The organism is Microbacterium songi, from assembly GCF_042747925.1.
Taxonomy (GTDB): domain Bacteria; phylum Actinomycetota; class Actinomycetes; order Actinomycetales; family Microbacteriaceae; genus Microbacterium.
This window is the reverse complement of record NZ_JBHZIE010000001.1, coordinates 27,847-50,388: the sequence shown is the minus strand read 5'-3', so window position 1 is coordinate 50,388 and position 22,542 is coordinate 27,847. Positions and strand designations below refer to the sequence as shown.

The following is a 22,542-nucleotide window of genomic DNA, read 5'->3' as shown; positions in this document are numbered from 1 at the left end:
AGGGTGAGGGTGATGACGGGAACAGAGTACGACCAGATCACGCAGGAGCAGCTGCGGTGCATCGGGAGCGTCAAGTGGTCGATGTTCCCCGACACGATCGGAGCCTTCGTCGCCGAGATGGACTTCGGGCTCGCTCCTCCGATCCGTGACGCCCTCACGAAGGCCGTCGACCAGGGCGCGACGGGGTATCTCCCCGCGCGGCTCGCCGACGAACTCTCCGCAGCGACCGCCGCGTGGAGCGCCGAGACCTACGGATGGCACGTGCCGGCCGAGCGCGTCCACCACGTCCCCGACGTGATCGCGGCCTTCGAACTGGCGATCGACCGGTTCACGGCTCCCGGGTCCGCCGTGATCGTGCCGACCCCCGCCTACATGCCGTTCCTCGTCGTGCCGCCCATGCACGGGCGGGAGGTGATCGAGATACCGAGCATCGAGCGGGACGGGCGCATGGGGATGGACCTCGAGGGCATTGCCCGCGCCTTCGACGCGGGCGCCGGCATGTTGGTGCTCTGCAACCCGCACAATCCCCTCGGCACCGTTTTCACGCGCGCGGAACTCTCGGCGGTGTCCGATCTCGTCGCGCAGAAGGGCGGGCGCGTGTTCTCGGACGAGATCCATGCGCCGATCGTGTACGCCCCTGCTCGGCACATCCCCTACGCCTCGGTCTCCGCAGCCGCGGCATCCCACACCATCACCGCCGTCTCGGCTTCGAAAGCCTGGAACCTCGCCGGGCTCAAGTGCGCGCAGGTCATCCTCTCCAACGACGCCGATGCGGCCGCGTGGGAGGAGTTCGGCTTCTGGGCGGGCCACGGCACGGCCACCCTCGGGGTCCTGGCGAACACCGCGGCGTATTCGGCCGGGCGCCCATGGCTCGACGAGGTCACCGAGTACCTCGACGGCAACCGCCTCCTCCTGGCGGAACTCGTCGCCGAGCACCTTCCCGACGCCAGGATGTCCCTCCCGGAGGCCACCTACATCGCGCTGATCGACTTCCGCGCCTACGGCCTCGACGGCGACCTGGGTGAATGGTTCCGCGATAACGCCCACGTGGCGATGACGGACGGCGCGGCCTGCGGCGAAGCCGGCATCGGTCACACCCGTTTCGTGTTCGCGCTCCCCCGTCCCATCATGCGCGAGGCCATCGAGCGCATGGGCGCGGCGCTCGCCGCACGGGCAGCCACGGCGACGCCCACCTGATCGGCGCACGAGCGCGTGAACAGACGGTGTCAAGGTCTCGTCCGCGCCCGTCCTCGCGAGTATCGTCGAGGTCGGCGCATCCGCGCCACCCGACACCTCCGGAGGTTGCCATGAGCATCAACGACGACGACATCACCACGACGAGCTCGACCGGCGGCGAAGGCCCGGCCGACGGCGGCGCCAACCCCGGCGGTCACGACGGCGGCGCCGACGGATCCGCCTCGGCGGGCGAGGGCACCGCAGACGGCGGTGCCAACGCGGACGGCCACGACGGCGGCGCCGACGGCTCGGCCGACGCCGGCGAGGGCACCGCTGACGGCGGCGCCAACCCCGGCGGTCACGACGGCGGCGCCGACGGATCCGCTTGAGCCACGACACCGGGCGCGGGTCGAGCGATCGACCCGCGCTCGCCCGTCTCGCGGGCATCTCGACCACCGACTTCCGCGCATACTGGGGGGAACGACCGCTCCTGACGCGCAACGCGGGCGGCTTCGACGACCTGTTCAGCCCGGCAGCCGCGGATGAGCTGATCGCCGACCGCGGTCTGCGCACCCCGTTCGTGCGCATGGCCGCCGAAGGCTCGGTGCTCTCCCCGTCCCTCTTCACCGGATCAGGCGGGTTCGGCGCCGAGATCGGCGATCAGGTGGATTCCGCCAAGGTGCTCGAGCAGTTCGCCGGCGGTGCGACCATCGTGCTGCAGGGGCTCCACCGCACGTGGGAGCCGATCGCGGCGTTCACGCGGCAGCTCGTGGGCGATCTCGGTCACCCCGCCCAGGTCAACGCCTACATCACGCCCGCGTCGTCGCGGGGTTTCGACCCGCACTACGACACGCACGACGTCTTCGTCATCCAGATCGCGGGTGCGAAGCGATGGACGATCAACGAGCCCGTGCACACGCATCCGCTCGCCGACCAGCCGTGGACCGACCACCGCGACGCCGTCGCCGAGCGCGCAACGACCGCCCCGGTCATCGACGCGGTGTTCGAACCGGGCGACGTCCTCTACCTGCCGCGGGGGTGGATCCACTCGGCGGTCGCGCAGGGCGGCACCTCGATCCATCTGACGATCGGAGTGCGGGCGGCGACCCGGCACGATCTGCTGATGCAGCTGCTCGCCGACGCGGGCGCTGACGCCCGACTTCGTGCGCCGCTGCCGCTGGGAGTGGACTACACCGACGGCGCGTCGTTCGCGGACGACCTGGCCGCGACGGTCGTCGCAGCCGGTGCTCTGTTGAACGGTGCGGCCCGCGACGGGCGCGTGGGCGTATCCCTCGAGCGGGACCTCCGCCGCGCCACGCGCCCCGCCCCCGTGCGACCGCTGGCGACGGTGGATCTCATGGCGAGGCTCGACCCCGAGACCGTCGTCGGCTGGCGCGGTGAGCTGTCCGCGCGCATCGAGGACGATGAGCGCACCGTGCGGATCGTCATGGCACGGAAGACCGTCGCGCTTCCCGCCGAGGCGTCGACCGCCGTCCATACCCTGACGACGAGCGACCATCCCGCGGGGCGGCTGCCCGGGCTCGACCCCGAGTCCTCGCTCGTCATCTCGCGCCGCCTGCTCCGCGAAGGGGTGCTGGTGCCGAGATGAGTCGACGAGCGTGAGTGCGACCGCTCTACCGTCGACTTCGGGTCCTGTCGACGGGTGGGAACCCTGCAGCGACCGCTCGCTCGAGCGGGGCGACCCGCTGGCGGGCACGGGCGGCTTCGGTGCGCGCTGGCTCCTCGTCGAGATCGACGGCGCCTGGGGCACGCATGCGTTCTTCCAGTCGCGCCTCGACCCCGAGATCGGGCACGCGCTCGTCCGCCGCGCCGAGTCGGCCGGCATCCGACCGGTGGCCATCCGTCGGTTCGGCCGCCGCGGCGACGAACGGCGCTCGCAGTCGACGTGGCGGTGGGCGCTGGCCGACGCGCGCCCCGGTCGCGAGTCCCTGCGCTGGGGCGTCGTCGACGACCCTTCGCGCCTGCTCGACCTCCCCCTGGACGGCAGCGCGGGCACGCCGACCGATCAGCCCGTCGTGCTCGTGTGCACGCACGCGCGACACGACCAGTGCTGTGCCGTCCGGGGCAGGCCCGTGGCGCAGACGCTCTCGCGCGCGTTCACCGACGAGACGTGGGAGAGCTCGCACCTCGGCGGAGATCGGTTCGCGGCGACGATGATCCTGCTTCCCCACGGTCTCTACTACGGGCGCGTTCCGGCGAGTGATGCCGCGACGATCGTCGACCGCTACCGGAACGGCGAGATCGTCCCCGACTTCTTCCGTGGCCGGAGCTCCCTCACGAATGTCGTGCAGGCCGCGCAGTCGTTCGCCCGGGCCGACACCGGCGACCGGCGGATCGAGGCCTTCCCGCCGCTGCACGAGGAACGCGCGGCCGACGGCCGCTGGCGCGTCGACCTCGGGCACGGTGCCGACGTGGTGGCCGTGACCATGCGCGAGCAGGCCTCGGAGCCGCTGCTGAGCACGTGCGGTGCGACGCGTCCGGCATCCGTGCGGGAATTCACGCTCGAGACGCTGACGCGTCGCACCGCCCCGGTCTGATCACGACGCAGGCTTCCGGCGGCGTCGGCGCATGCGAGGTGCTCTGCCGATCAGTACGCGACGCTCATGTGCTCGCGCCGGTGGGCGGGCCGTTCGATCTCATCGACGACCGCCCGCGCGAAGTCCGCACCGCTGATGGCAGACACGCCCTCGTCGTCGGTGAACACCACGTCGCCGCCGGTGCGATAGCGCCCGAGCGCCTCGCCGGGAACGTAGGCGCCGAACTGCTGTGCCGGGGAGAAGAACACCCAGTCCACGGATGCCGGCGCCTCGAGCAGTTCCGTGAGGATGGTGTTCATCTGCTTCGCCTCGTCGGCGAACTGCGGCGGGATGTCGTCGCCGTCGGCCATCCGCGGGCCGCCCTCCTCGAGGCGGAGCGAGCTGAAGCCACCCACCACGGCGATGCGCACGCCGCGCTGCTCCGCAAGAGCGGCCAGCTCACGATCCACCTCGACCAGTCGTCCGTCGAGCTCCCCGCGGGGAGAAAGCGCGGAGACGACCACCTCCGCGCCGGCGACCGCTCGATCGCGCACGTCCGCGTCAAGCATGGATCCGGTCTCGTAGGCGACCGCGTTCACGCGGGTCGCGGCATCCGGCTCATTCCTGCTGTACGAGACGACCTCGTGGCCACGAGACGCAGCCTCTCTGACGATGTTGCTGCCGGCGTAGCCGGTTCCTCCGATGACGGTGATGCGGGTCATGACGTTCCTCCGTAGTGCTTTCGATGTGCGGACGCTACGCTATTCGCAAAGGTCACTTTCGGGAAGTAGGCACCTCTTGGTAACCAAGACCACCGCCGCATTCCGCGCGGACGACCTCGATCCGTACGCGGCGGGATGTCCGAGCCGCCGCCTGCTGGACCGGATCGGCGATCGCTGGACCGTGCTGATCATCGGGACGCTCAGCGACGGACCTCGCCGCTTCTCAGAGATCCGACGTGAGGTCGACGGCATCTCGCAGAAGATGCTCACTCAGACGCTCCGGGGTCTGGAGCGCGACGGTCTGGTGTCGCGTGCGGTCTTCGCGGAGGTGCCGCCCCGCGTCGAGTACACCTTGACGGAAGCCGGCCAGACCTTGCGCGAGCCCCTCAAGGCCCTCGAGCGATGGTCCATCGATCACTTCGGCCAGGTGGCCGCATCCCGGGAGCGCTACGACGAGACGCTCGCGCAGGCGTAGCTCAGAGGTCTTCCGGCGCGAGATCGCCCTGTCCGTCATCGCCGAGCTCGGCGTCCAGTGGGCCGGCACCCTGCGCCTCGGGCTGCAGTCCGTCGCCCGGAAGATCGAAGGCCGGAATATCGTCGTCGTCGGCGGGGAGCTGAGCCGGGTCATCGCCGGTGGCGGTCTCGATGTCGAGATCCTCGGGATCGGCACCCTCGTCGATCGCCGTCGTGCGATCCCACTCCGCCTGGGCCGGGTCTGCCGCGGCATCCGGCTCGATCGACGTGTCGCCGTCGCGCAGCGGCTGCAGCGCCTCCGCGTCTTCGGTCACTCGGATGCTCTGGTCGCCCACGTCGCTGCTCATCTTCCGAGTCTGGGGGGCCGTGTCTCTTTCCGCTGCCCCATTGCCCGCACGGGGCCGAGAGGCTATGAGCTGTCCCCAGGCCCGAGGCGCGAATCCGCAGGCTGGTTCCTCGTCATTCGCCGGAACAGTGGGGCTGGAGTCTCCTCGGCGGCCGCCCGAGGCGACGACCGTCCCACCTCCTGCAGATGGACGCGCTCTCATCTGCTCGGCAGGGAATGGACGCCGGACGAGCACGTTGGGGTGGGCATGGCTCCCGCACCCGACATGTCCGACGAAACCCGATCTGGTTCTTCCGGCACCGGGGTCGATCCTGACGAACGCACGGCCCTCGTCGTGGGCGCGACGGGTATCGGCGGTTCCGCGCTGGTGGATCTTCTCGCCGCGGACGGATGGGACGTGATCGCGCTCTCGCGGCAGCCCGGCGTCGCACGTTCCGGGGTGCGCCCCCTCTCCTCCGATCTGCGCTCCGCCGAGGACCTCACGCGCGCACTCGCCGACGAGCGCCCCACGCACGTGTTCTTCACCGCGTGGTCGCGTCAGCCGACCGAGCAGGAGAACATCGTCGTGAACGGCGGCATGGTCCGCGATCTCCTGGCCGCCCTGTCGCATGCGCCGCTCGAGCACGTCGCCCTCGTCACGGGACTCAAGCACTATCTGGGTCCGTTCGAGGCGTACGGGCAGGGCGGCATGCCCGATACCCCGTTCCACGAGGACGAAGCCCGCCTGGACGCCCCCAACTTCTACTACGCGCAGGAGGACGAGCTCTTCGCCGCGGCCGGTCGCGGCGGGTTCCACTGGTCGGTCCATCGTTCGCACACGGTGATCGGTCACGCCGTCGGCAACGCGATGAACATGGGCCTGACGATCGCCGTCTACGCGTCGATCTGCCGTGCACTGGGCACGCCCTTCGTCTTCCCGGGCTCGCTCACGCAGTGGAACGGGCTGACGGACATGACGGATGCCACGATCCTGGCCGATCAGATGCTGTGGGCGGCCACGGCTCCCGAGGGGCGGGACGAGGCCTTCAACGTCGTCAACGGCGATGTCTTCCGCTGGCGGTGGATGTGGGCGCGCATCGCCGAGTACTTCGGCGTGGAGCCGGTCGGTCCGGGCGGCGAGCTGCAGCCTCTCGAGCAGCAGATGGCGAACGCCTCGCCGACGTGGCAGCGCCTCGTGGACGAGCACGGTCTCGTCGGGCCGGAGCTCGACCGTCTCGCGTCGTGGTGGCACACCGATGCCGACCTGGGCCGACAGATCGAGGTCGTGACCGACATCAGCAAGTCGCGTCTCGCAGGCTTCACGTCGTATCACCGCACGATCGACTCGTTCACGGCGCTGTTCGACCGCTACCGCGCCGAACGCCTGATCCCCGCGGGCTGATTCGGCCCCTACGATCGGTTGCGCCCACCTTCGACCAGGAGAGATCCGGATGCCTCACACTTCGAACCCGTCCGACCCGACGCCGCCCTCGGAGCGTCCCGTGGCGATCGTCGCCGGCGCGACCAGCGGGATGGGTCTTGCCATCGCTCTCGATCTCGCCACGACGCACGACGTGGTCGCCGTCGGGCGCACGGCCGCCTCGGTCGAGGCACTTCGCCTCGCCGGGATCACGGCCGTTGCGGTCGACCTGACCGACGACGGTGCGCGCGCCGCCCTTGCGGCGTCGGTGGACCGCGTCGACGTCGTGGTGCATTGCGCCGCCGTCGGACAAGGGCTCTCCATCGACGAAGCGACGCCCGAGGTGTGGCGGTCGTATCTCGAGCTGAATGTGATCGCGCCCGCCGACCTCACGCGACTGCTGCTCGCTCCCCTGCGGCGTGCGCGCGGCACCGTGATCTTCATCGGCTCGGGGGCGAGCACGAAGGCGGTGCCGGGAAGCGCCGTCTACACGGCGTCCAAGCACGCCCTGCGCGGATTCGCCGACGTCCTGCGCATCGACGAGGCGCCGCACGGCATCCGCGTCGCCACCGTGGCACCCGGGCAGACCGACACCCCCATGCTGCAGCGGTCGATCGCGGCCGCCGGCGCGGCGTACGAGCCCGAGCGGTACATCACCGTGGAGTCGGTCGCCCGCGCAGTGCGGTTCGTCGTGGATGCGAGCCCCGACGTCCATCTGACGGACGTCGCCGTCCGCCCGCGGACGGAACTGCGGTGACATCGCGCAGCTGAGGCGACGGTGCGCTCGGCGGGCTACGCGAGCCGACCCGCGACGGCGACGATGTGGCCGCCCTTCCGCTCCGACCTGCGCAGGCTGCCCGGCTCGGCGTCCCGCTCGAGCATCTGCCACGGATGGGCGGTGATGTCGGCTCCACCGGCTGAGCACGCAAGCCGCGCCAGGGGCGAGAGAACTCTCCACGTGCCCCGTGGGGGCTGCATGTCGACGATGCAGGCTCGACCGCCCGGCCGCAGGCTGGCGGACGCTTGACGCCATGCCTCCTCACGTCCGTCGATGACACTCAGCGAATAAGTGGCCAGCAACGCATCGGGCGAGGCACCGGCGAGCGCAGCGACGTCTGAAGGGCGCAGCGCAGTCGCGTCCGCCTGGAGGATGCGCACCCGTCCGCCCCAGCCCGCGCGTTCGACGCGACGGCGTGCCATCTCCAGCATGTCGGGGCTGCGGTCGATTCCTACGATCAGACCGGTCGGCCCCACGGCTTCGCTCAGGGCGGGGAAGTTGAGGCCCGTCCCGCATCCCAGATCCACGATGACCTCCCCCGGCCGCGGGTCGAGCAAGGCGACCCCCGCCCGGCGTCCGGCCCGGTACACCCACCGTTCGCCCGAGAGGACGTCGTACCAGCGGGCGCCGACGCCGTACCGTCGCAGCAGTGCCGCCATCGGACCCCCCGTTCCGCTTCCACTCTAGGCTTCGAGGATGATCCCTTCCCCGAGCAGCTCCGGCTTCACCCTCGACGCCGAAGAAGCGGCAGGTCGCGCATGGGACCTCGTCGTGATCGGAGCGGGAAGCGCCGGGCTCGTCGGGTCCCGCACGGCAGCGGCACTGGGCGCGAGTGTGCTGCTGATCGAGGCAGGACGCTTCGGCGGCGAGTGTCTGCACACCGGATGCGTGCCCTCGAAAGCACTCATCGCGGCGGCCGCAACCGCCCACGCCGCCCGGCAGGGGTCGGCAGTCGGCGTGCGAACCCAGGGCATCGACGTGGACTTCCCGGGTGTCATGCGGCACGTGCGCACGGCGATCCATCGCATCGAACCGGTCGACTCGCCCGAGTCGCTCGCCCGAGACGGCGTCCACGCTCTCGTGGGTCGAGCCCGGTTCGACGGCCCGCGCTCTCTTCTCGTGAACGGGCACCGGATCGAGTTCCGCGATGCGCTTCTCGCTTCGGGGAGCACGCCCGTGCGCAGCGACGCCGAGGGCTCGGCATCCATCGACATGCTCACGAATGAGACCTTCTGGGATCTGGACGAGCTGCCGCCGCGATTGCTCATCCAGGGAGGGGGCGCGATCGGATGCGAGATCGCGCAGGCGATGGCACGCCTGGGGAGCGCCGTCACCCTCGTTCACCGTGGTGAACGACTGCTGCCGAAAGAAGACCCGGATGCCGCCCGAGTGGTCGTGGCAGCCCTGCAGGCCGACGGCGTCGACGTCCACCTCAGCGCCACCGTGTCGTCCTTCACCTCCGACGCGACCCCCGCGGCCTCGTCCCACTCGGGCACGGCGCTGCTCAGCGACGGCTCGGTCATCGCCTTCGACCGTGCGCTCGTGGCGCTCGGGCGTCGCGCGAGAACGGAGGGGCTGGGACTGGATGCGGCAGGCGTGCAGCTCGACGAGCGCGGCGACGTGGTCGTCGACGATGCATTGCGGACGTCGAACCCACGGATCCGAGCCGCCGGGGATGTGACGCCGTTGCCCCGATTCACCCACACCGCGGGGATGTTCGCCAGCGTCGCCGCGACGAACGCCGTGCTCGGACTGTCGCGCAAGGCCGACCTGGAGGTCGTGCCCCGGGTGACGTTCACCTCACCGGAGGTCGGCGCGGTCGGCGTCGCACCGGCTGACGCCGACCGGCGGAAGATGCGGGTGCTCGTGCAGCAGCACGCCCACGTCGACCGTGCGATCGCCGACGGGCATACCGATGGCTTCACGAAGGTGGTCGTCGATGCTCGCGGACGGGTGCGAGGCGCCGTGATCGTCGGTCCGAGGGCGGGCGAGTCGCTCGCGGAGTTCACCACCGCGACGCGTCTTCGGACGCCGGTGCGCACCCTCGCCACGACGATCCACGCTTACCCGACGTACTCGGACGCGGGATGGAACGCTGTCGTGAAAGATGCGCAGCACGCGCTGAGCACGGGCATCGTGCGCCTCGGCGTCCGCGGGCTGTCTGCGGCTCGCCGTCGGCGCGGCTAGGTCGTCGACCCGCACCGTCCGCGGATCAGCGGAGGCGCAGGTACCCCGCGACGATGCGCTGAACGGCGCTCACCGCGACGAAGGCAGACCACACGAGAGCGATCTGCCAGGCCCAGAAGGGCAGGATCAACCAGAGGGCGTGCACCACGATCGTCTCGGTCCCCTCGGCGAGGCGACCGAGGAAGGACAGCGAGCGCCCGTCGTCGATCGTGCGTCCTGTCTTCTCGGCGATCGACGAGAACGCCAGAAACGCCGTTCCATTGACGTAGTACGCGAACAGGACCAGCAGGAACGGCCACCACGGCCCGTCGAACTGCGCGGTCGCCCCGATCGCGATCCCGACCACCGATGCTCCGTAGACGACGAAGTCGGCCGTGATGTCAAGGAATCCGCCCGCCTCCGAGGGCGGGGATGGCGCGCCCTGAAGCTGTGCACGTCCGCGCCGGCGCCGCGCGAGCGTGCCGTCGAGACCGTCCAGAACCCGGGAGATGAGCCAGAGCGCGAGCGCCACCGCCCACAGCTGCAGCGCCGCCGTCGTCGCCGACGCGACGCCGAGCACGAGCCCTGCGATCGTCAGACCGTCGGGGGTGACGCCCGGGCGGTCGATCGCCGCCGCCGCCGCCCCGAGAGGTCGCGCGAGGAATGATCGAAGGGCCCGGTCAAGCATCGTCGGCCTCCACGGAAGCAGCATCCGATGAGCTTCCCGCCGCGCGATGTCCGCGACGGCGGACGATGACTCCGGTGATGACTCCGGCCAGCGCGAGCACTCCCAGCACCGAGAGCGCGATCCAGAAGGGCGGTCCGAACTCGACGCCGAACGCGCCGAGGGCGACGTAGGCGACAGACCCGGGGATGATGCCCAGAGCCGTCCCGACCGCGTAATCTCGCGGGCGCACCGCCGTCAGCCCGGCGCCGTAGTTGATGAGGGTGAAGGGGATGATCGGCACCAGCCGAGCTCCCAGCACCGCGAGAAAGCCGCGATTCGCGAGGGCGGCATCCAGACGCGCGACCCGCGCACCCGTCAGCCGCTCCACGGCTCCGCGCCCCGCCCACCGCCCGATCACGAAGGAAGCGGCCGCGCCCAGCAGCGCACCGACGTACACCATCCCCAGCGCCGGCCAGAAGCCCCAGACCAGACCTGCAGCGATGGTGAGCACGTTCTTCGGAGCGGGCGTCAGTGTCAGCGCTGCATAGCCGAGGACGAAGACGATCGCCGCGCCCGGCCCCAGACCCTCGACCCACTCCCGTATCTCGTTCAGGTCGGTGGGGACGAGAAGAAGTCCGACCACGGCCGCAAGCGCCACGAAGAGTACGAAGAAGGCCAGCCTGATCCAGGCCCATCGCACGGAGGAGACGTCACGGAACACGCGCACCATCAGCGTTCACGCATCCTCTCCGACATCCCATACCCTAGTCCGACGTGACACCGCCGGTCGCCGTCCTGAATAGAGGAAGCAATGCCCCGATCTGGACCTCGATCCCGCTGCGCCTCCGCTGTGGCAGTCGGCGTTTCGCTCCTCACCCTCGCCGGGTGCGCGGCGCCGGAGACCAGCTCCGCCACAACCTACGACGACTGGGAGAGCGTGCTGGCCGATGCCGAAGGGCAGACGGTTCAGCTGTGGATGTACGGCGGCGATGACCAGGGCAACGCGTACGTCGACGATGTCCTCGCCCCCGCCGTCGCCGAGTACGGCGTCACTCTGGAGCGGGTTCCCGTGACCGACACCAGGGACGCACTGAATCGCGTGTTCACCGAGCTGCAGGCGGGCCGCTCCGATGGAACAGTCGACCTCATCTGGGTCAACGGAGACAACTTCCGCACCGGAAAGGAAGCCGACGCGTGGCTGTGCGGGTGGACGGACCTGATGCCTTCGACCCTCGGCACCGACCCCGACGACCCGCTGCTCACGTCGGACTTCGGCACGCCCGTCGATGGATGCGAGGCCCCCTGGCATAAGGCGCAATTCACGCTCGCGTACAACGCCGAGGCCATTCCCGATCCGCCGACCACTCTCGAAGGAGTGCTCGAATGGGCGGAGGCCCACCCGGGCCGGTTCACATATCCGGCCCCGCCCGACTTCACCGGCTCGGTCTTCCTGCGCGAGGTGCTCGCGAGTGTGTCCGGCGGCGCTGACAACGTCCCCGCCGCGTACTCCGACGAGGCATTCAGCGAGCTCGCACCCCGGCTGTACGAACGACTGGGCACTCTCGCTCCCAGCCTGTGGCGCGGGGGTGACACCTACCCGGCGAACGAGGCGGAACTCGGGCAGTTGTTCGCCGACCGTCAGATCGACATCACCATGACCTACGGACCGGCGACGTTGACCGACCTCGTCGCTGACGGCACCTACCCCCCGGCGACCACGGTGCTCACGCTCGAGGACGGGACCGTCGGAAACGCGAGCTTCCTCGGCCTGCCCGCCAACTCCGACTCCATCGCCGGTGCGATGGTCGTCGCGAACACGGCACTCTCCGTGGATCAGCAGGTCGCGAAAGCCCAGCCGGATGTCTGGGGTCAGTTCACCGTCCTCGACATCGACGGATTGCCGGAATCCGATCGCGCGCAGTTCGACGATCTGCCCGACTCCCCCGTCGTCCCGGGCTATGACGTCCTGTCCCGCAATGCCCACGGCGAGCTCGCCGCCGAGTGGGTGCCCGCACTGGACGAAGGCTGGCGCGCCGGCGTCCTCGATCGATGAGCTTCGCGCCCGTCGAGCGGCGCGGTGGCACCACCGCCGAGCGACTGCGCGGAGCGATGCTCGTGCTCCCGGCGGTGCTCGTGACGCTGTTCGTGGTGGCCGGCGGGGTCATCGCGACGATGCTGCAGGCCTTCGGCCTGATGCCCATCGCGGGACCTGTGGCACCGAGCCTCGATGCATTCCTCGCGCATCCTCGTGACCTCGGTGCCGCCATCGTCGTGTCGGTGGCCATCGCGACCGTTTCCACATCCATCGCCGTCGTGGTCGGAACCGCGGCGGCTGTCGTCATCGTCTCGAGTCGGGCGGGGAGTCGCCTCGTCGCCGCTCTGGGTGCGACGACGGTCACCGTGCCGCACCTCGTCGGCGCCGCGACGATCGGCCTCCTGCTCTCTGACGCCGGGGTTCTCCCGCGGCTGCTCGGCATCGCTCCCGAAGCATGGCCGGCCTGGGTGGGTGGGCCCCTCTGGGGTGCGGTCATCGCCGAATTCGCGTGGAAGGAGTCCGCCTTCGTCGCCCTCGTCGTGACGGGTACGCTCGCCACGCGTGTCGCGACGTATGACGAAACGGCCGCGCTGCTGGGCGCGGGTCGGTGGCGTCGCTTCCGGCACGTGCTGCTTCCCCTGACCACGCCGTCCATCGTGATCTGCGCAGCCCTCAGCTTCGTCTACGCCCTCGGGTCGTACGAGGTCTCCTGGCTGCTCGGGCGCACCTACCCCGAGCCGCTGCCGGTTCTCGCGGTGCGGCTGTTCCAGGGCGTGTCGCTGGCGTCTCGGCCGGAGGCGGCGGCGGTCGCGATCATCACCAGCGCGATCGCCCTGATCTTCGTCGCGTGCACGTTCATGGCCTTGCGCCGTACGGCGGTCTGGCGGTGACCGGTGCGAATGCGAGCACGCTCACCTCACCTCGGGGCCCTGGACGGATCGTCCGCCTCGCGGCGACGACCGCCCTCGTCGTGTGGTTCGCACTCCCGTTCCTCCCTCTGGCGATGTGGTCCTTCGCCGACGCATGGTCCTACCCGTCGCCGGTGCCGACCATGTGGGGTGTGGCGGGATTGCAGGATGCCGCCGGGTTCGGCGCGCTACCCGCGTTCGGCCGCTCCGTTCTCCTCGGTCTGGTGGTCGCGGCCATTGCGACGCCACTGGGTGCGCTCGCTGCCCGCGCGCTCACCTTCGGCGCCGTGCCGTTCCCTCGCACGGTGTCGGCGCTGCTCCTCGCGCCGATCGCGCTCCCGCCGTTCGCGGCGGTGCTGGGCGTGAATGTCGTCCTCCTGCGCGCGCATGTCCCCTCCATCGCGGGGGTGGTTCTCGTGCTGGTGGTGATGGCCCTGCCCTACACCGCGTTCGTCCTGCGCGCCGCGTACGGCTCCTACGACCTGTCGTTCGAGGAGGAGGCTCGACTGCTCGGCGCGGGCCGCGCTCAGGTGATGCGCCGCGTGCACCTTCCGATGATCGCGCCGGCATTGGCGCGGGCGGCATTCCTGGCATTCCTCGTTGCCTGGAGCGACTACATCGTCACCCTGATCGTGGGCGGCGGCGAACTCGTCACTCTTCCGCTGGTCGTGGCAGGCGCGGCCGTAGGGCTGGGCAACGATTCGGCCGTCGCGGTGATGTCACTCGCAGCGACCGTGCCCCCCGTCGTACTGCTGGTCGCAGTGCTGGGGCTCCGCGGGCCGCGCCCGTCGCGCAAGCGGCGAGCGCGATCCGGCGTTCCGATCGTCGAGTCCTCTGCCGGACGCGCGCGCGGAGGGATCGCCGCATGAGCGCCGACCTCGTCCTCCAGGGCATCGACAAGACGTTCGCCGACACAGGTGCGCCGGTGCTCCGGGACTTCTCCCTCACTGTCGCTGCCGGCACCTGCACGGCCATCCTCGGCCCGAGCGGATCGGGCAAGAGCACGCTGTTGCGCGTCATCGCCGGACTCGAGACAGCGGACGCAGGGACCGTCCGGATCGGGGGTCACGACATGGTCGCCGTCGCCGCCGAGCGTAGACGCGTCGGCATGGTCTTCCAGCGGTCCCTCCTCTTCCCGCATCTCTCGGTTCTGGACAACATCGCCTTCTCGGGCAGGGTCTCGGGCGTGGGACGGGCCGCAGCCCGCGCCCGTGCCGCGGACTATCTGGCGATGGTGCAGCTCGACGGGTTCGGCAACCGTCGGGTGCACGAGCTGTCCGGAGGCCAGGAGCAGCGCGTCGCGATCGCGCGTGCGCTGGCCGCCGAGCCTGCGGTGCTGCTGCTCGACGAACCATTCAGCGCCCTTGACGCTGCGCTCCGCGGTGACATGCACGATCTGCTCGAATCGGTGCGGGCCGTCGCGTCGCCCACGATCGTCCTCGTGACTCATGACCGGGACGAGGCGTCGCGCGTGTCGGACCGAATCGCCCTCATCGAGAACGGTGTCCTCCTCACCGAGGGGACCGTGTCCGAGGCATACCGCCGGCCGCGCAGCCTGCGCGCGGCGCAGCTGATGGGTGGGCGCAACGAGGTACCGGGCACCGTTCGGGGCGCCGTGCACCACAGCGCTCTGGGCGACGTGCCCTTCGGCTCGGGTGCATGCGAGGGCGCCAGCATCCTCGTCATCCGTCAAGAGGACGTCGTCCTCCATCGCGGCTCGGCAGCGGACGTTCCCGCAGCATCCGTCCCCGGCGTCGTGGAATCTGCACGGGTCTCGGGAGCCCGCATCGAGGTGGGCGTCCGCTGCGGTGAGGTGCTGCTGAGCGCGGAGATCTCGCCGACGCAGCCGTGCGCGGTCGGCGACCGCGTGACCCTGTCGCTGCCCGCCGACGCCGTGCACGTCGTATCGATCTGAGAACCGGACACCCGAGCGCGGCCGACGCGCCACGGGCGTCGTCTGGTGTGACGCCCCCGGGCTGCGCGCGCGTCCCCCGGTTCAGGTGGCGCGCGCGGGGCCGGTCTGGCGCACAGGGCTCAGACCCGAGGGGCGCGCGACCACCTGGGCGGCAGCCCCGTCTCTCAGCGAGGGCAACGGCAGCAGGCGGCGCAGCTCCACATTCTCGATCGGGTCGAGGACGGAGTGCTGCACGCACGCGGGGACGAGGCGCCCGCTCTCGGGGTGCGCCATCGCGTACATGCAGGACCCGAGCCGCTCTTGCGTCTCCTTGAGGAGGGGGTCGGTGGCGACGACGCCCTGCTCCATGAGTTTCCACGCGGGATCGACTTGTGCGGCGTCCATGAAGTTGTGGACGACGAAGGTCTTGAACGAGACCTTCCCCCTCCGCGCCTCGCGCAGCACTCGCGGCAGACCGCCCGCCCGCCGCAGAACGCGGCGGCCGAGACCGACGAGCGGGACGATGTCAGCCGGGTGCGCCGCGAGGGCACGCACGACTTTGACGAAGAGGATCCGCCGGGGAATATCGCCGAAGATCATCCCGCCGAAGTGGTCGAGGAAGCGATCCCGGGCCGCGATGTCCTTCGGCTCCTCCGGGTCCAGGAGCGCGGCGAACCCGCCCCCGACGCGGATGCCGACGGTCGAGCGGTTGCACCGGGGGTCGCCGAACTGCGTCGCCTGCCACGGGAGCTTGTGACCCGCGCCGCGCTCGACTCGTTCCCAGACCGCATCGATGGTCACCTCGCCGAAGTCCTCCCGCCAGCGGCGATCGTCTCCGATGAACGCGGCAGGCTGGAACGACATCATGTCGTACGGCATCTTCAGAACATCACGGGTGACCTGCTCCACCTCGTCGACATTGGACGGCGTGACGGTCATGTTATGTGCGAGGTATCGCTCGACCCCGTGGTCGCGCTTCAGATCGACGAACATCTGCGCGAACTTCTCGCGGAACGGATTGAGCTCGGCCTCACTCCGTGGCCGGACGGCCCCGCGCCGTCCGCGCATCAGCGAGTCGAAGTGCGCCGCGAACGACACTTTCTGAAAACGTGGCTTCCCGTGCTCGTCCAGGACGAGGTCGCGCAGGTACTCGTCGTCGAAGTCGCCGTGCGTCATCGACATGGGCTCACGGCCGACCGCCCGCATCGCGAGCAGGGCCTGCGCATGGTCTTCGGCGGACAGGAGACTGACCTCGCCGCCGATCAATTGTGCATGCGCGCGCGGCCCCCTCACCTGCCGCAGGTAGTCCATCTGCTTCTTGACGTTGTCGACCGTGTGGTCACCGTCGATCCGCACCTTGTTGGCATCAGCCGAGTGGTAGCAGGGCGAGCACGTCAGGTCGCATTTGGGGAACACGCCGTGCGTTCCCTCGCAACCCACGGCGCAGCGGCCGAGCAGCTGATTCGGAGTCTTCACGTGGTCTGGCAGCTCCGCCCAGCGCAGGTCCAGCGCGCGCCGAGTATCCGGATGAATGGGTCGTGTCTCGAGTTCGAGCCGTCTGAGCGTCGTGGCCAGGTGCATGGCGTCCTTCCGTACCGAGGTGGAGGGCTTCCGGCCCCGCGGCGTTGCAGGCGGTTCGGCGCTCGCGCGCCCGTCGATGGATGACGAGTGCGGATGTCTCTGCATTCTGCCCTACGTCAGCCCGATCGGCGCCGACCTGGCCTGCGGCGGACGATGAAAGGTCACCCGCGCGCGCGGAGACGTCTTTCCACCACGAACATCGTCGCGATCGACACCAGCGCGACACCTGCCAGCAGGATCGTGAGCAGTGCAAGCCCGTCGAAGAGGAGCCATTCGGCGAACACTCCGCCGAGAACGTTGCCGAGGAGGTATCCCGCGCCCACGACGACGGAGTAGACACCCATGATGAGCCCGCGATTCTCGCGATACTCGGCCGAGATGTCGCTGAGGTGCGTGAGTGCCGCCGGAGTGAAGCCTGCTTCGAGGAACACGCCCACCAGCACGATCGGGAGGGCGATGACGAGGGGCAGCCCGCGGTTCGCCAGCAACAGACCGACGGAGGCGATGATCGCACCGATCACCGTGACGAAGAGGACCGGCACGGTGGGTAGGCGCCCGATGAAGAAGGACCAGGCAACGATGCAGACACTGAAAGCGAGCACGTAGACGCCGAGAACGGCTGACAGACCTCCCTCATTGTCGACGAACGCGCCGGGGAACAGTTGGCCGGCGGCGCGCCGATCGCCCGCCAGAACGAAAGTGATCTGTGATGTGACCCACGTCCCGAGGATCGCGTTGACGGCGATCCACGCCGGCAGGAAAGCGAGCAATCGTGGCTGCGCGAGCACCCGAACGCGATCGCGCACCGATGCGGACTCCCTCGAGGTCCGGGTCACGGCCCTGGGACGGACGAAGACGAGCACGAGTACTGATGCGACGATGTAGACCCCGGCCAACGCGACGAACGACCACAGTCCGAGACCGGCATACAGAAGCGGTCCGGCCACGGCGCCGAGCGCGATCCCGCCCGACGAGGACAGCTCGTACAGGCTCGTGACCCGACCGCGTCGCATCCTGTCGCCGTCGCTCGCGTCGGCGAGAAGTCCCAGCGTGGCCGGCGCGGAGATCGCGGCACCGGCCCCGTCGAGCAGTCGCGACGTACCGACGACGACGACGACGAGCGCGATCGAGGGGACGGCGGCGAGCACGGATGCGCCGGGGGCGAGCAGAATGCCGACTGCCGCGAGAAGCGGAGCGGCGACGAGGAAGACCCGCCGTCCGCGGCGGTCGCTGGCCGAGCCTGCTGCCGGGGCGAGGATCAGCTCGGCGAGAAAGCTCAACCCCGACAGGACGCCCAGCAGGAGAGCGCCCACAGGGGCACCGTTGCGGGACAGCTCGACGAAGTACGATCCCAGCGCCAAGGCCCCTGCGGCCGATGCGGTCCGCAGAAGCAGCTGGGCGACGATGACGGCGCCCGCTCCGTGCCCGGCGTCGTCGATCGCCGATGCCGGACCGGCGGGTGCGGGTGTCATGTGTACAGACTGGCCGACGGTGGGCATGATCCGCTCATCGGCGCGGGTTCAGCGACGTCTACCGGGCACTCCGTCCGGTCAAGCGTCTCCCGCCGAGGGCGGCTTCACGGCCGGTCGGCACAGGCATCGGCGTACGGCTCGTCGGCGAAGTGCGTCGCCCACTCAGCGGATGTGAGCGACCGCCCCGCGATGCGGCACGCGGCCTTCAGCATCGCCGCGGGATCGAGGTCCCACACCAACACCCCGTTCAGCGCATTGGTCACAAGCGTGCTGCCGTCGGGACTGAGGTGAGCGGATTCCCAATCAGGCGATGCGACCACGATGTCCTTTCCCATCTTTGTGAACGTCGGCAGGTCGTAGATCGCCGCGTCGCCGTTCCAAGCTTCGACGAGCAGCGTTCGACCGTCATCCGAGAGTTCGAAGACGTTGGCGGAGTTCTCGGGTTTGGCGAACACCTTCAGCGGTTCCAGATCGAGGTTGTTGAGCGTGAGACTGGAGTAGTTCACGCTGAGGATGTTCGTGTCGGGCAGAGGAATGGACGCTACGTCGCCGGTCAGCCCGCGATCGAGCTCCTCGCCGGTGGTGAGGTCGAAGGACGCCGTGTGCAGCTGCGAGTCCTCCCGGTCCCACCAGGTGATGACGGCACGGTCCATGCCCGGCACCTCGTGAACCATCACCCACCGCCAGTGAAGCTGTTTGCCTTCGAAATCGATGGGCGGCCCGGTGATGTGGCCCGTGCGCGGGTCGTAGGGCACGATCCAGTCGTTCGCGATCGCGAAGGATCGTTCGCCTGCACCCCCGGAGACGGGAACCAGTTGATCCCCTGGCTCATCGAAGTCTCCCGTGATCGGCCAGCCTCCCTCCGCCTGCACGTCGGCGAGGACGGTAGCCGCAAGGTCGGTCGTCCACAGATGCGCGCGCCCTTGGCTGACGACGAAGAGGTCGCCGTCCTGGGTTGGCCCGGCAGCATCCAGAGCGATGTCCCAGCGGGTCAGTTCTCCGTTGCCGGGGCTGGTGATGATGGTGTGCGCGTCGATGAAGTCGCCCGCCGCCTGTTGCCCTTCCGCGACGAGTCGCGTCAGCGGTCCGGTGCCGTCCAGTGGGAACCGAACCAGAGAGGGTGCATCCCGCTGGTTGACCGCGACCACCGAACCGTCGGACAATTCGTCGAGATTCGCCGTCCATCCGCCTTGCGTGTCGAAAGATCGACCTGTGGGGAGCCCGTCACTCAACCGCAGTTCCCAACTGGTGTTGCCGACACACAATGCCGTATCGGGTGAAACCGCCCGAACGCGTGAGCACGGTCTGCTGGGAACGGAACCTTGTTGCCAGACGATTGCTCGCGTGGTGACGTCTACGAGAGCGAGCCCGTCGGGGCCGGCGGCGAGCAGACGTCCGTCACCGGCATCCGCCATCGACGACGTCGCGAGGTCGGCGCGAAGGGGAATGAGGGCGATCGTCGCGTGGGACCGATCGTCGTAGATGCGGATGCCGGCCCGCTCGCCGATCGCGACGTCACCGCCCGGAAGCGCGGCGATGGCGTCCGAAACGAACGGCGCGTTGTCATGGCCCGCGGGCATCGCGGCCGTCTCGGTTTCGAGAGTGACGGCGTCGACCCACACGGGCTCGCCCGAGTATCGATCGAGGAGGGTCAGGCGACTGCCGTCGGGCGCCATGGCCGCGTCCCGCGAGAGTGCGAGTCCGAGCTCATCTGTCGGACGCGTCACCTCACCTGTGCGGAGATCCATCGCGGATACCGTGGCTATGCAGCAGTCACCGGGATAGTCCTCCCACCACGCCGGCGTGATGACGATGGCACGCTCACCGCGGGGGTCGATGAAGATGTTGCGGTCGACCTGTGTCGCGTTGACCGGGAGGGGCGCGTCGAGCGATCGTTCACGCGTTCCTTTCACCGCGTCCCATATCTCCACACGCGGTGTCGCGGTGCCACCCCCGGTCTCGGGGACCGGATCTATCACGACCAGCATCAACGAGGTCCCGGGAACGGCCGTCGCGGAGAGTCGCTCGTCTCCGGCGAAACTGATCTTGGTCGTCGGCAGCGTCGGCGCCCCCAGCACGTCCATCAGTGCCGCACGAGCGCGCGGGTCGTCCGGATCCCGGCGATACAGTTCGGCCGCCAGGAGAGCGCCGACATCCCGGTCGGTTTCCACGAGGGAACGCGCGCTCGCCGCGACGGCAGTCGTACGCGCGTCGCGCTCCGCCGCCAGCGCATCACTGCCGCGGACAAGAGCCATTCCGCCCGATACGAGGGCAACGATGAGCGATGCCGCCGCTCCGCCGAGCGCCCATTGCAAAGAGCGAACACGCCGACGGTCACGAGCAGCTCGATCGGTGAGGACACGCATCGAATCTTGTTCTCGAGCCGAACCGGCATCCAGGAAATCCCGTTCCGTGGCTGTCAGGTCGGGACGAGCGGATTGCTGCCACGCGAGATAGGCGTGCAGCCGCGCGCCCCGGGCGACCTCATCGTCCGACCGCGCACTCTCCACCCATCGTGCAGTGGACGCCTGGAGATCTCGAAGCATCCGGTCGCCGTCTGCGTTGTCCTGCAACCAGCGATCCAGACGCGGCCACGCTTGTGCGATCGCCTCATGAGTGAGTGTGATCGTCGAGCCGTCGACCGACAGCAGCCGCGCCGAGACCAGCAGATCGATGATCTCGCGGCGTCGCGGATCTTCGACCAGCGGACCGATCTCGGCGTCACGGCGGACGGATGCGCCTTCGACTGTTCGCTCGACGAGCCTGAGCAGCACGGACTGGCAGATCGACCTGTCGGTGGCGGGCAGCTCGGTGTAGAGATCTTCAGCCGACTGTGCGATCGCGCCGGCGATACCGCCTGCGGCCTCGTACCCCGCGACCGTGAGTGTGTTGCCCTCGCGCCGGGCCCACGTCTCCGAAAGTGCATGAGACAGATACGGAAGCGACGTGGCCAGACTTCCGCCGTCTCGAAGCATGAGCTCGGTCAGCCCAGGCTCGACGCGGAGCCCCGCCCGTTCCGCCGGCAGTTCCACGGCTCGCCGAAAGTCGCTGTTGGTCAGCGGGCCCACAGCGAACACGTTACGTCCGATCCCTCCGCCGATATGGGGCAGCGCGGTCGCCCTGTCGAGGAAGTCGGAGCGGACTGTGACGATGAGTGTCGCGCGGCGGTCACTGACCGTCTGCAACGCTGCGCAGAACGCGTCGACGAAGAGCTTCTCCTCCCGCCACAGCTCCTCGAACTGGTCGATCACGAGCACGTCGGCGAGCGCGTCAGTCCGATCCCAGGACCGCAAAGTGGTCAGCGACTCCCGCGAGGGCTGGAGCACGGTGACCGCCCGGTCGTCCCCGACGATCCGAGGCAGTACTCCTGCGCGCACAAGAGATGACTTCCCCGAGCCCGAGGGACCCGCGACTGTGGTGATCTCCCCGGGCGCGAGGCGGTCCACCAGAAGGTCGATCTCACTTTCGCGTCCGAAGAACATGTCGGCGTCGTCGACAGTGAAGGCGCGTAGCCCCGGATACGGACACATCTCGCTCGTCCGGATCTGCGACGCAGGGGCGGCGATGTCAGGCGAGTGGCGGAGAATCGCCGCCTCGAGTTCGCGATGACGACTGCCGGGGTCGATGCCGAGCTCCGCCCGCAGGCGGTCTCGTCCCGCACGCAGCACCGCCAGCGCTTCTGCTTGGCGGTCGCTCTGATAATTGGCGAGGGCCAACAACCGCCACCGCTCTTCCCGGAGCGGTTCCCGGCGCACGAGGCGTTGGGCATCGGGAAGAACGTCGGCAGCATGGCCGAGGCGCAATCGCACCACCAGGTGCTCCTCTTCGGCGGTGGCGCGTATCTCGGCCAACCGGTCGGCCTCGATCGAAGCGAGAGCCCAGTCCTCCAGGTCCTCGAACGCCCTCCCGCGCCACAGGGCCAACGCCAGCTCGAACGCATGGGCCGCGCGGTCGTCCTCTCCGCGGATCGCGTGCTCCCGGGCACGATTCACGAGCCGTTCGAATCGCACGGCGTCCACGCTGTCGAGTTCCCACCCGAATGAGTAGCCCGCCGAATCGGTCAAGATCGCGTTGCCGCCCAGAGCTCGGCGGATCCGCGCAACCGACGTCTTCAGCTGCTGATACCACGTCGCCGGCGGCGACTCGCCCCAGCAGGCGTCGGCGAGTTCACCCGGCGACGCGGCGGCGCCCCGCTTGAGAACGAGAGCGCACAACAGTCGACGCTCCTGCGGTCGGAGCGTGACGTCGCCGACCTGGAGCAGCCCGAGCACACCGACTGCCATGGAAGAAGTGTGAATCTCCGCGGTATCCAGGTCAACCGGAGCGCCGACGCCGCGTATCGCACGCGTATCGGTGCGCAATCGGGCGCGTATCGTCCCGCACGAGA

General features: G+C 69.5%; 20 protein-coding genes. 12 read left to right on the top strand and 8 right to left on the bottom strand.

The annotated features are described in order from the left end of the window. Nucleotides 1-12 precede the first annotated feature (12 nt). From ACFM35_RS00250 to ACFM35_RS00235, 4 genes are all read left to right on the top strand, one after another. Nucleotides 13-1,197 (top strand): MalY/PatB family protein, encoded by a 1,185-nt coding sequence (locus tag ACFM35_RS00250; RefSeq protein WP_378836911.1) that lies wholly within the window; start codon nucleotides 13-15, stop codon nucleotides 1,195-1,197. 110 nt (nucleotides 1,198-1,307) lie between these two features. Beyond that, nucleotides 1,308-1,565, top strand: coding sequence for a BatC protein (locus ACFM35_RS00245; protein ID WP_378836909.1), 258 nt, complete (start codon nucleotides 1,308-1,310; stop codon nucleotides 1,563-1,565). Beyond that, entirely contained in the window at nucleotides 1,562-2,785 is a 1,224-nt protein-coding gene (locus tag ACFM35_RS00240) for a cupin domain-containing protein (RefSeq protein WP_378836906.1), read from the top strand. Before ACFM35_RS00245 ends, ACFM35_RS00240 begins: the two co-directional genes overlap by 4 nt. 10 nt (nucleotides 2,786-2,795) lie before the next feature. Then, nucleotides 2,796-3,734: a ferredoxin family protein gene (locus ACFM35_RS00235; protein ID WP_378836904.1), complete on the top strand. Its 939-nt coding sequence runs from the start codon at nucleotides 2,796-2,798 to the stop codon at nucleotides 3,732-3,734. A gap of 50 nt (nucleotides 3,735-3,784) precedes the next feature. Here ACFM35_RS00235 and ACFM35_RS00230 read toward each other — a convergent pair whose 3' ends face one another. Next, nucleotides 3,785-4,435: an NAD(P)-dependent oxidoreductase gene (locus ACFM35_RS00230; protein ID WP_378836902.1), complete on the bottom strand. Its 651-nt coding sequence runs from the start codon at nucleotides 4,433-4,435 to the stop codon at nucleotides 3,785-3,787. A gap of 76 nt (nucleotides 4,436-4,511) precedes the next feature. Here ACFM35_RS00230 and ACFM35_RS00225 point away from each other — a divergent pair, with 76 nt between their 5' ends. Continuing rightward, complete coding sequence (locus tag ACFM35_RS00225; RefSeq protein ID WP_378836900.1) at nucleotides 4,512-4,910, top strand: winged helix-turn-helix transcriptional regulator; 399 nt, start codon at nucleotides 4,512-4,514, stop codon at nucleotides 4,908-4,910. 1 nt (nucleotide 4,911) lies between these two features. On the opposite strand, the gene ACFM35_RS00220 is transcribed toward ACFM35_RS00225, so the two are convergent. Continuing rightward, nucleotides 4,912-5,256, bottom strand: a complete 345-nt coding sequence (locus ACFM35_RS00220) for a sugar ABC transporter ATPase (protein ID WP_378836898.1) — start codon at nucleotides 5,254-5,256, stop codon at nucleotides 4,912-4,914. 264 nt (nucleotides 5,257-5,520) lie between these two features. Between ACFM35_RS00220 and ACFM35_RS00215 the strand changes: the two genes are divergently transcribed. Continuing rightward, nucleotides 5,521-6,636 (top strand): SDR family oxidoreductase, encoded by a 1,116-nt coding sequence (locus ACFM35_RS00215; protein ID WP_378838586.1) that lies wholly within the window; start codon nucleotides 5,521-5,523, stop codon nucleotides 6,634-6,636. A 49-nt stretch (nucleotides 6,637-6,685) separates the two neighbouring features. Beyond that, nucleotides 6,686-7,411: an SDR family oxidoreductase gene (locus ACFM35_RS00210; RefSeq protein WP_378836895.1), complete on the top strand. Its 726-nt coding sequence runs from the start codon at nucleotides 6,686-6,688 to the stop codon at nucleotides 7,409-7,411. A 35-nt stretch (nucleotides 7,412-7,446) separates the two neighbouring features. On the opposite strand, the gene ACFM35_RS00205 is transcribed toward ACFM35_RS00210, so the two are convergent. Then, the gene (locus ACFM35_RS00205; RefSeq protein WP_378836893.1) at nucleotides 7,447-8,091 is read right to left on the bottom strand and encodes a class I SAM-dependent methyltransferase; all 645 of its coding nucleotides are present in this window, start codon (nucleotides 8,089-8,091) and stop codon (nucleotides 7,447-7,449) included. 37 nt (nucleotides 8,092-8,128) lie between these two features. On the opposite strand from ACFM35_RS00205, the gene ACFM35_RS00200 reads away from it, so the two are divergent. Continuing rightward, nucleotides 8,129-9,619, top strand: coding sequence for a dihydrolipoyl dehydrogenase family protein (locus ACFM35_RS00200; RefSeq protein WP_378836890.1), 1,491 nt, complete (start codon nucleotides 8,129-8,131; stop codon nucleotides 9,617-9,619). 25 nt (nucleotides 9,620-9,644) lie between these two features. Here ACFM35_RS00200 and ACFM35_RS00195 read toward each other — a convergent pair whose 3' ends face one another. Both ACFM35_RS00195 and ACFM35_RS00190 read right to left on the bottom strand, forming a co-directional pair. Further along, nucleotides 9,645-10,286: a CDP-alcohol phosphatidyltransferase family protein gene (locus tag ACFM35_RS00195; RefSeq protein ID WP_378836888.1), complete on the bottom strand. Its 642-nt coding sequence runs from the start codon at nucleotides 10,284-10,286 to the stop codon at nucleotides 9,645-9,647. Beyond that, nucleotides 10,279-10,995, bottom strand: coding sequence for a TVP38/TMEM64 family protein (locus ACFM35_RS00190; protein WP_378836885.1), 717 nt, complete (start codon nucleotides 10,993-10,995; stop codon nucleotides 10,279-10,281). Before ACFM35_RS00190 ends, ACFM35_RS00195 begins: the two co-directional genes overlap by 8 nt. A gap of 120 nt (nucleotides 10,996-11,115) precedes the next feature. Here ACFM35_RS00190 and ACFM35_RS00185 point away from each other — a divergent pair, with 120 nt between their 5' ends. Genes ACFM35_RS00185 through ACFM35_RS00170 form a run of 4 tightly spaced genes read left to right on the top strand, consistent with a single transcriptional unit; the run spans nucleotide 11,116 to nucleotide 15,123 of the window. Next, nucleotides 11,116-12,318 carry an ABC transporter substrate-binding protein gene (locus tag ACFM35_RS00185; RefSeq protein WP_378836882.1) on the top strand — a complete coding sequence of 401 codons (1,203 nt, stop codon included), beginning with the start codon at nucleotides 11,116-11,118 and terminating at the stop codon, nucleotides 12,316-12,318. Continuing rightward, nucleotides 12,315-13,190 (top strand): ABC transporter permease, encoded by an 876-nt coding sequence (locus ACFM35_RS00180; protein ID WP_378836880.1) that lies wholly within the window; start codon nucleotides 12,315-12,317, stop codon nucleotides 13,188-13,190. The genes ACFM35_RS00185 and ACFM35_RS00180 overlap by 4 nt, the downstream gene beginning before the upstream one ends. Then, nucleotides 13,187-14,077 (top strand): ABC transporter permease, encoded by an 891-nt coding sequence (locus tag ACFM35_RS00175; protein ID WP_378836877.1) that lies wholly within the window; start codon nucleotides 13,187-13,189, stop codon nucleotides 14,075-14,077. The genes ACFM35_RS00180 and ACFM35_RS00175 overlap by 4 nt, the downstream gene beginning before the upstream one ends. Beyond that, nucleotides 14,074-15,123, top strand: coding sequence for an ABC transporter ATP-binding protein (locus ACFM35_RS00170; RefSeq protein ID WP_378836874.1), 1,050 nt, complete (start codon nucleotides 14,074-14,076; stop codon nucleotides 15,121-15,123). The genes ACFM35_RS00175 and ACFM35_RS00170 overlap by 4 nt, the downstream gene beginning before the upstream one ends. A gap of 81 nt (nucleotides 15,124-15,204) precedes the next feature. Here ACFM35_RS00170 and ACFM35_RS00165 read toward each other — a convergent pair whose 3' ends face one another. The 3 genes from ACFM35_RS00165 to ACFM35_RS00155 all read right to left on the bottom strand — a co-directional run bounded on the left by ACFM35_RS00165 (nucleotide 15,205) and on the right by ACFM35_RS00155 (nucleotide 22,438). Then, complete coding sequence (locus ACFM35_RS00165; protein ID WP_378836872.1) at nucleotides 15,205-16,578, bottom strand: hypothetical protein; 1,374 nt, start codon at nucleotides 16,576-16,578, stop codon at nucleotides 15,205-15,207. 266 nt (nucleotides 16,579-16,844) lie between these two features. Then, entirely contained in the window at nucleotides 16,845-18,155 is a 1,311-nt protein-coding gene (locus ACFM35_RS00160) for an MFS transporter (protein ID WP_378836869.1), read from the bottom strand. A 104-nt stretch (nucleotides 18,156-18,259) separates the two neighbouring features. Then, nucleotides 18,260-22,438, bottom strand: coding sequence for an nSTAND1 domain-containing NTPase (locus ACFM35_RS00155; RefSeq protein WP_378836867.1), 4,179 nt, complete (start codon nucleotides 22,436-22,438; stop codon nucleotides 18,260-18,262). Between the last annotated feature and the right edge of the window lie 104 nt (nucleotides 22,439-22,542).

Bases quoted from the DNA above. Each gene is read 5' to 3' on its own strand.
- ACFM35_RS00205 (WP_378836893.1), bottom strand. From the start codon at position 8,091: ATGGCGGCACTGCTGCGACGGTACGGCGTCGGCGCCCGCTGGTACGAC.
- ACFM35_RS00200 (WP_378836890.1), top strand. From the start codon at position 8,129: ATGATCCCTTCCCCGAGCAGCTCCGGCTTCACCCTCGACGCCGAAGAA.
- ACFM35_RS00245 (WP_378836909.1), top strand. From the start codon at position 1,308: ATGAGCATCAACGACGACGACATCACCACGACGAGCTCGACCGGCGGC.
- ACFM35_RS00220 (WP_378836898.1), bottom strand. From the start codon at position 5,256: ATGAGCAGCGACGTGGGCGACCAGAGCATCCGAGTGACCGAAGACGCG.
- ACFM35_RS00190 (WP_378836885.1), bottom strand. From the start codon at position 10,995: ATGGTGCGCGTGTTCCGTGACGTCTCCTCCGTGCGATGGGCCTGGATC.
- ACFM35_RS00230 (WP_378836902.1), bottom strand. From the start codon at position 4,435: ATGACCCGCATCACCGTCATCGGAGGAACCGGCTACGCCGGCAGCAAC.
- ACFM35_RS00180 (WP_378836880.1), top strand. From the start codon at position 12,315: ATGAGCTTCGCGCCCGTCGAGCGGCGCGGTGGCACCACCGCCGAGCGA.
- ACFM35_RS00210 (WP_378836895.1), top strand. From the start codon at position 6,686: ATGCCTCACACTTCGAACCCGTCCGACCCGACGCCGCCCTCGGAGCGT.
- ACFM35_RS00215 (WP_378838586.1), top strand. From the start codon at position 5,521: ATGTCCGACGAAACCCGATCTGGTTCTTCCGGCACCGGGGTCGATCCT.
- ACFM35_RS00170 (WP_378836874.1), top strand. From the start codon at position 14,074: ATGAGCGCCGACCTCGTCCTCCAGGGCATCGACAAGACGTTCGCCGAC.
- ACFM35_RS00195 (WP_378836888.1), bottom strand. From the start codon at position 10,286: ATGCTTGACCGGGCCCTTCGATCATTCCTCGCGCGACCTCTCGGGGCG.
- ACFM35_RS00250 (WP_378836911.1), top strand. From the start codon at position 13: ATGACGGGAACAGAGTACGACCAGATCACGCAGGAGCAGCTGCGGTGC.
- ACFM35_RS00155 (WP_378836867.1), bottom strand. From the start codon at position 22,438: ATGGCAGTCGGTGTGCTCGGGCTGCTCCAGGTCGGCGACGTCACGCTC.
- ACFM35_RS00160 (WP_378836869.1), bottom strand. From the start codon at position 18,155: ATGACACCCGCACCCGCCGGTCCGGCATCGGCGATCGACGACGCCGGG.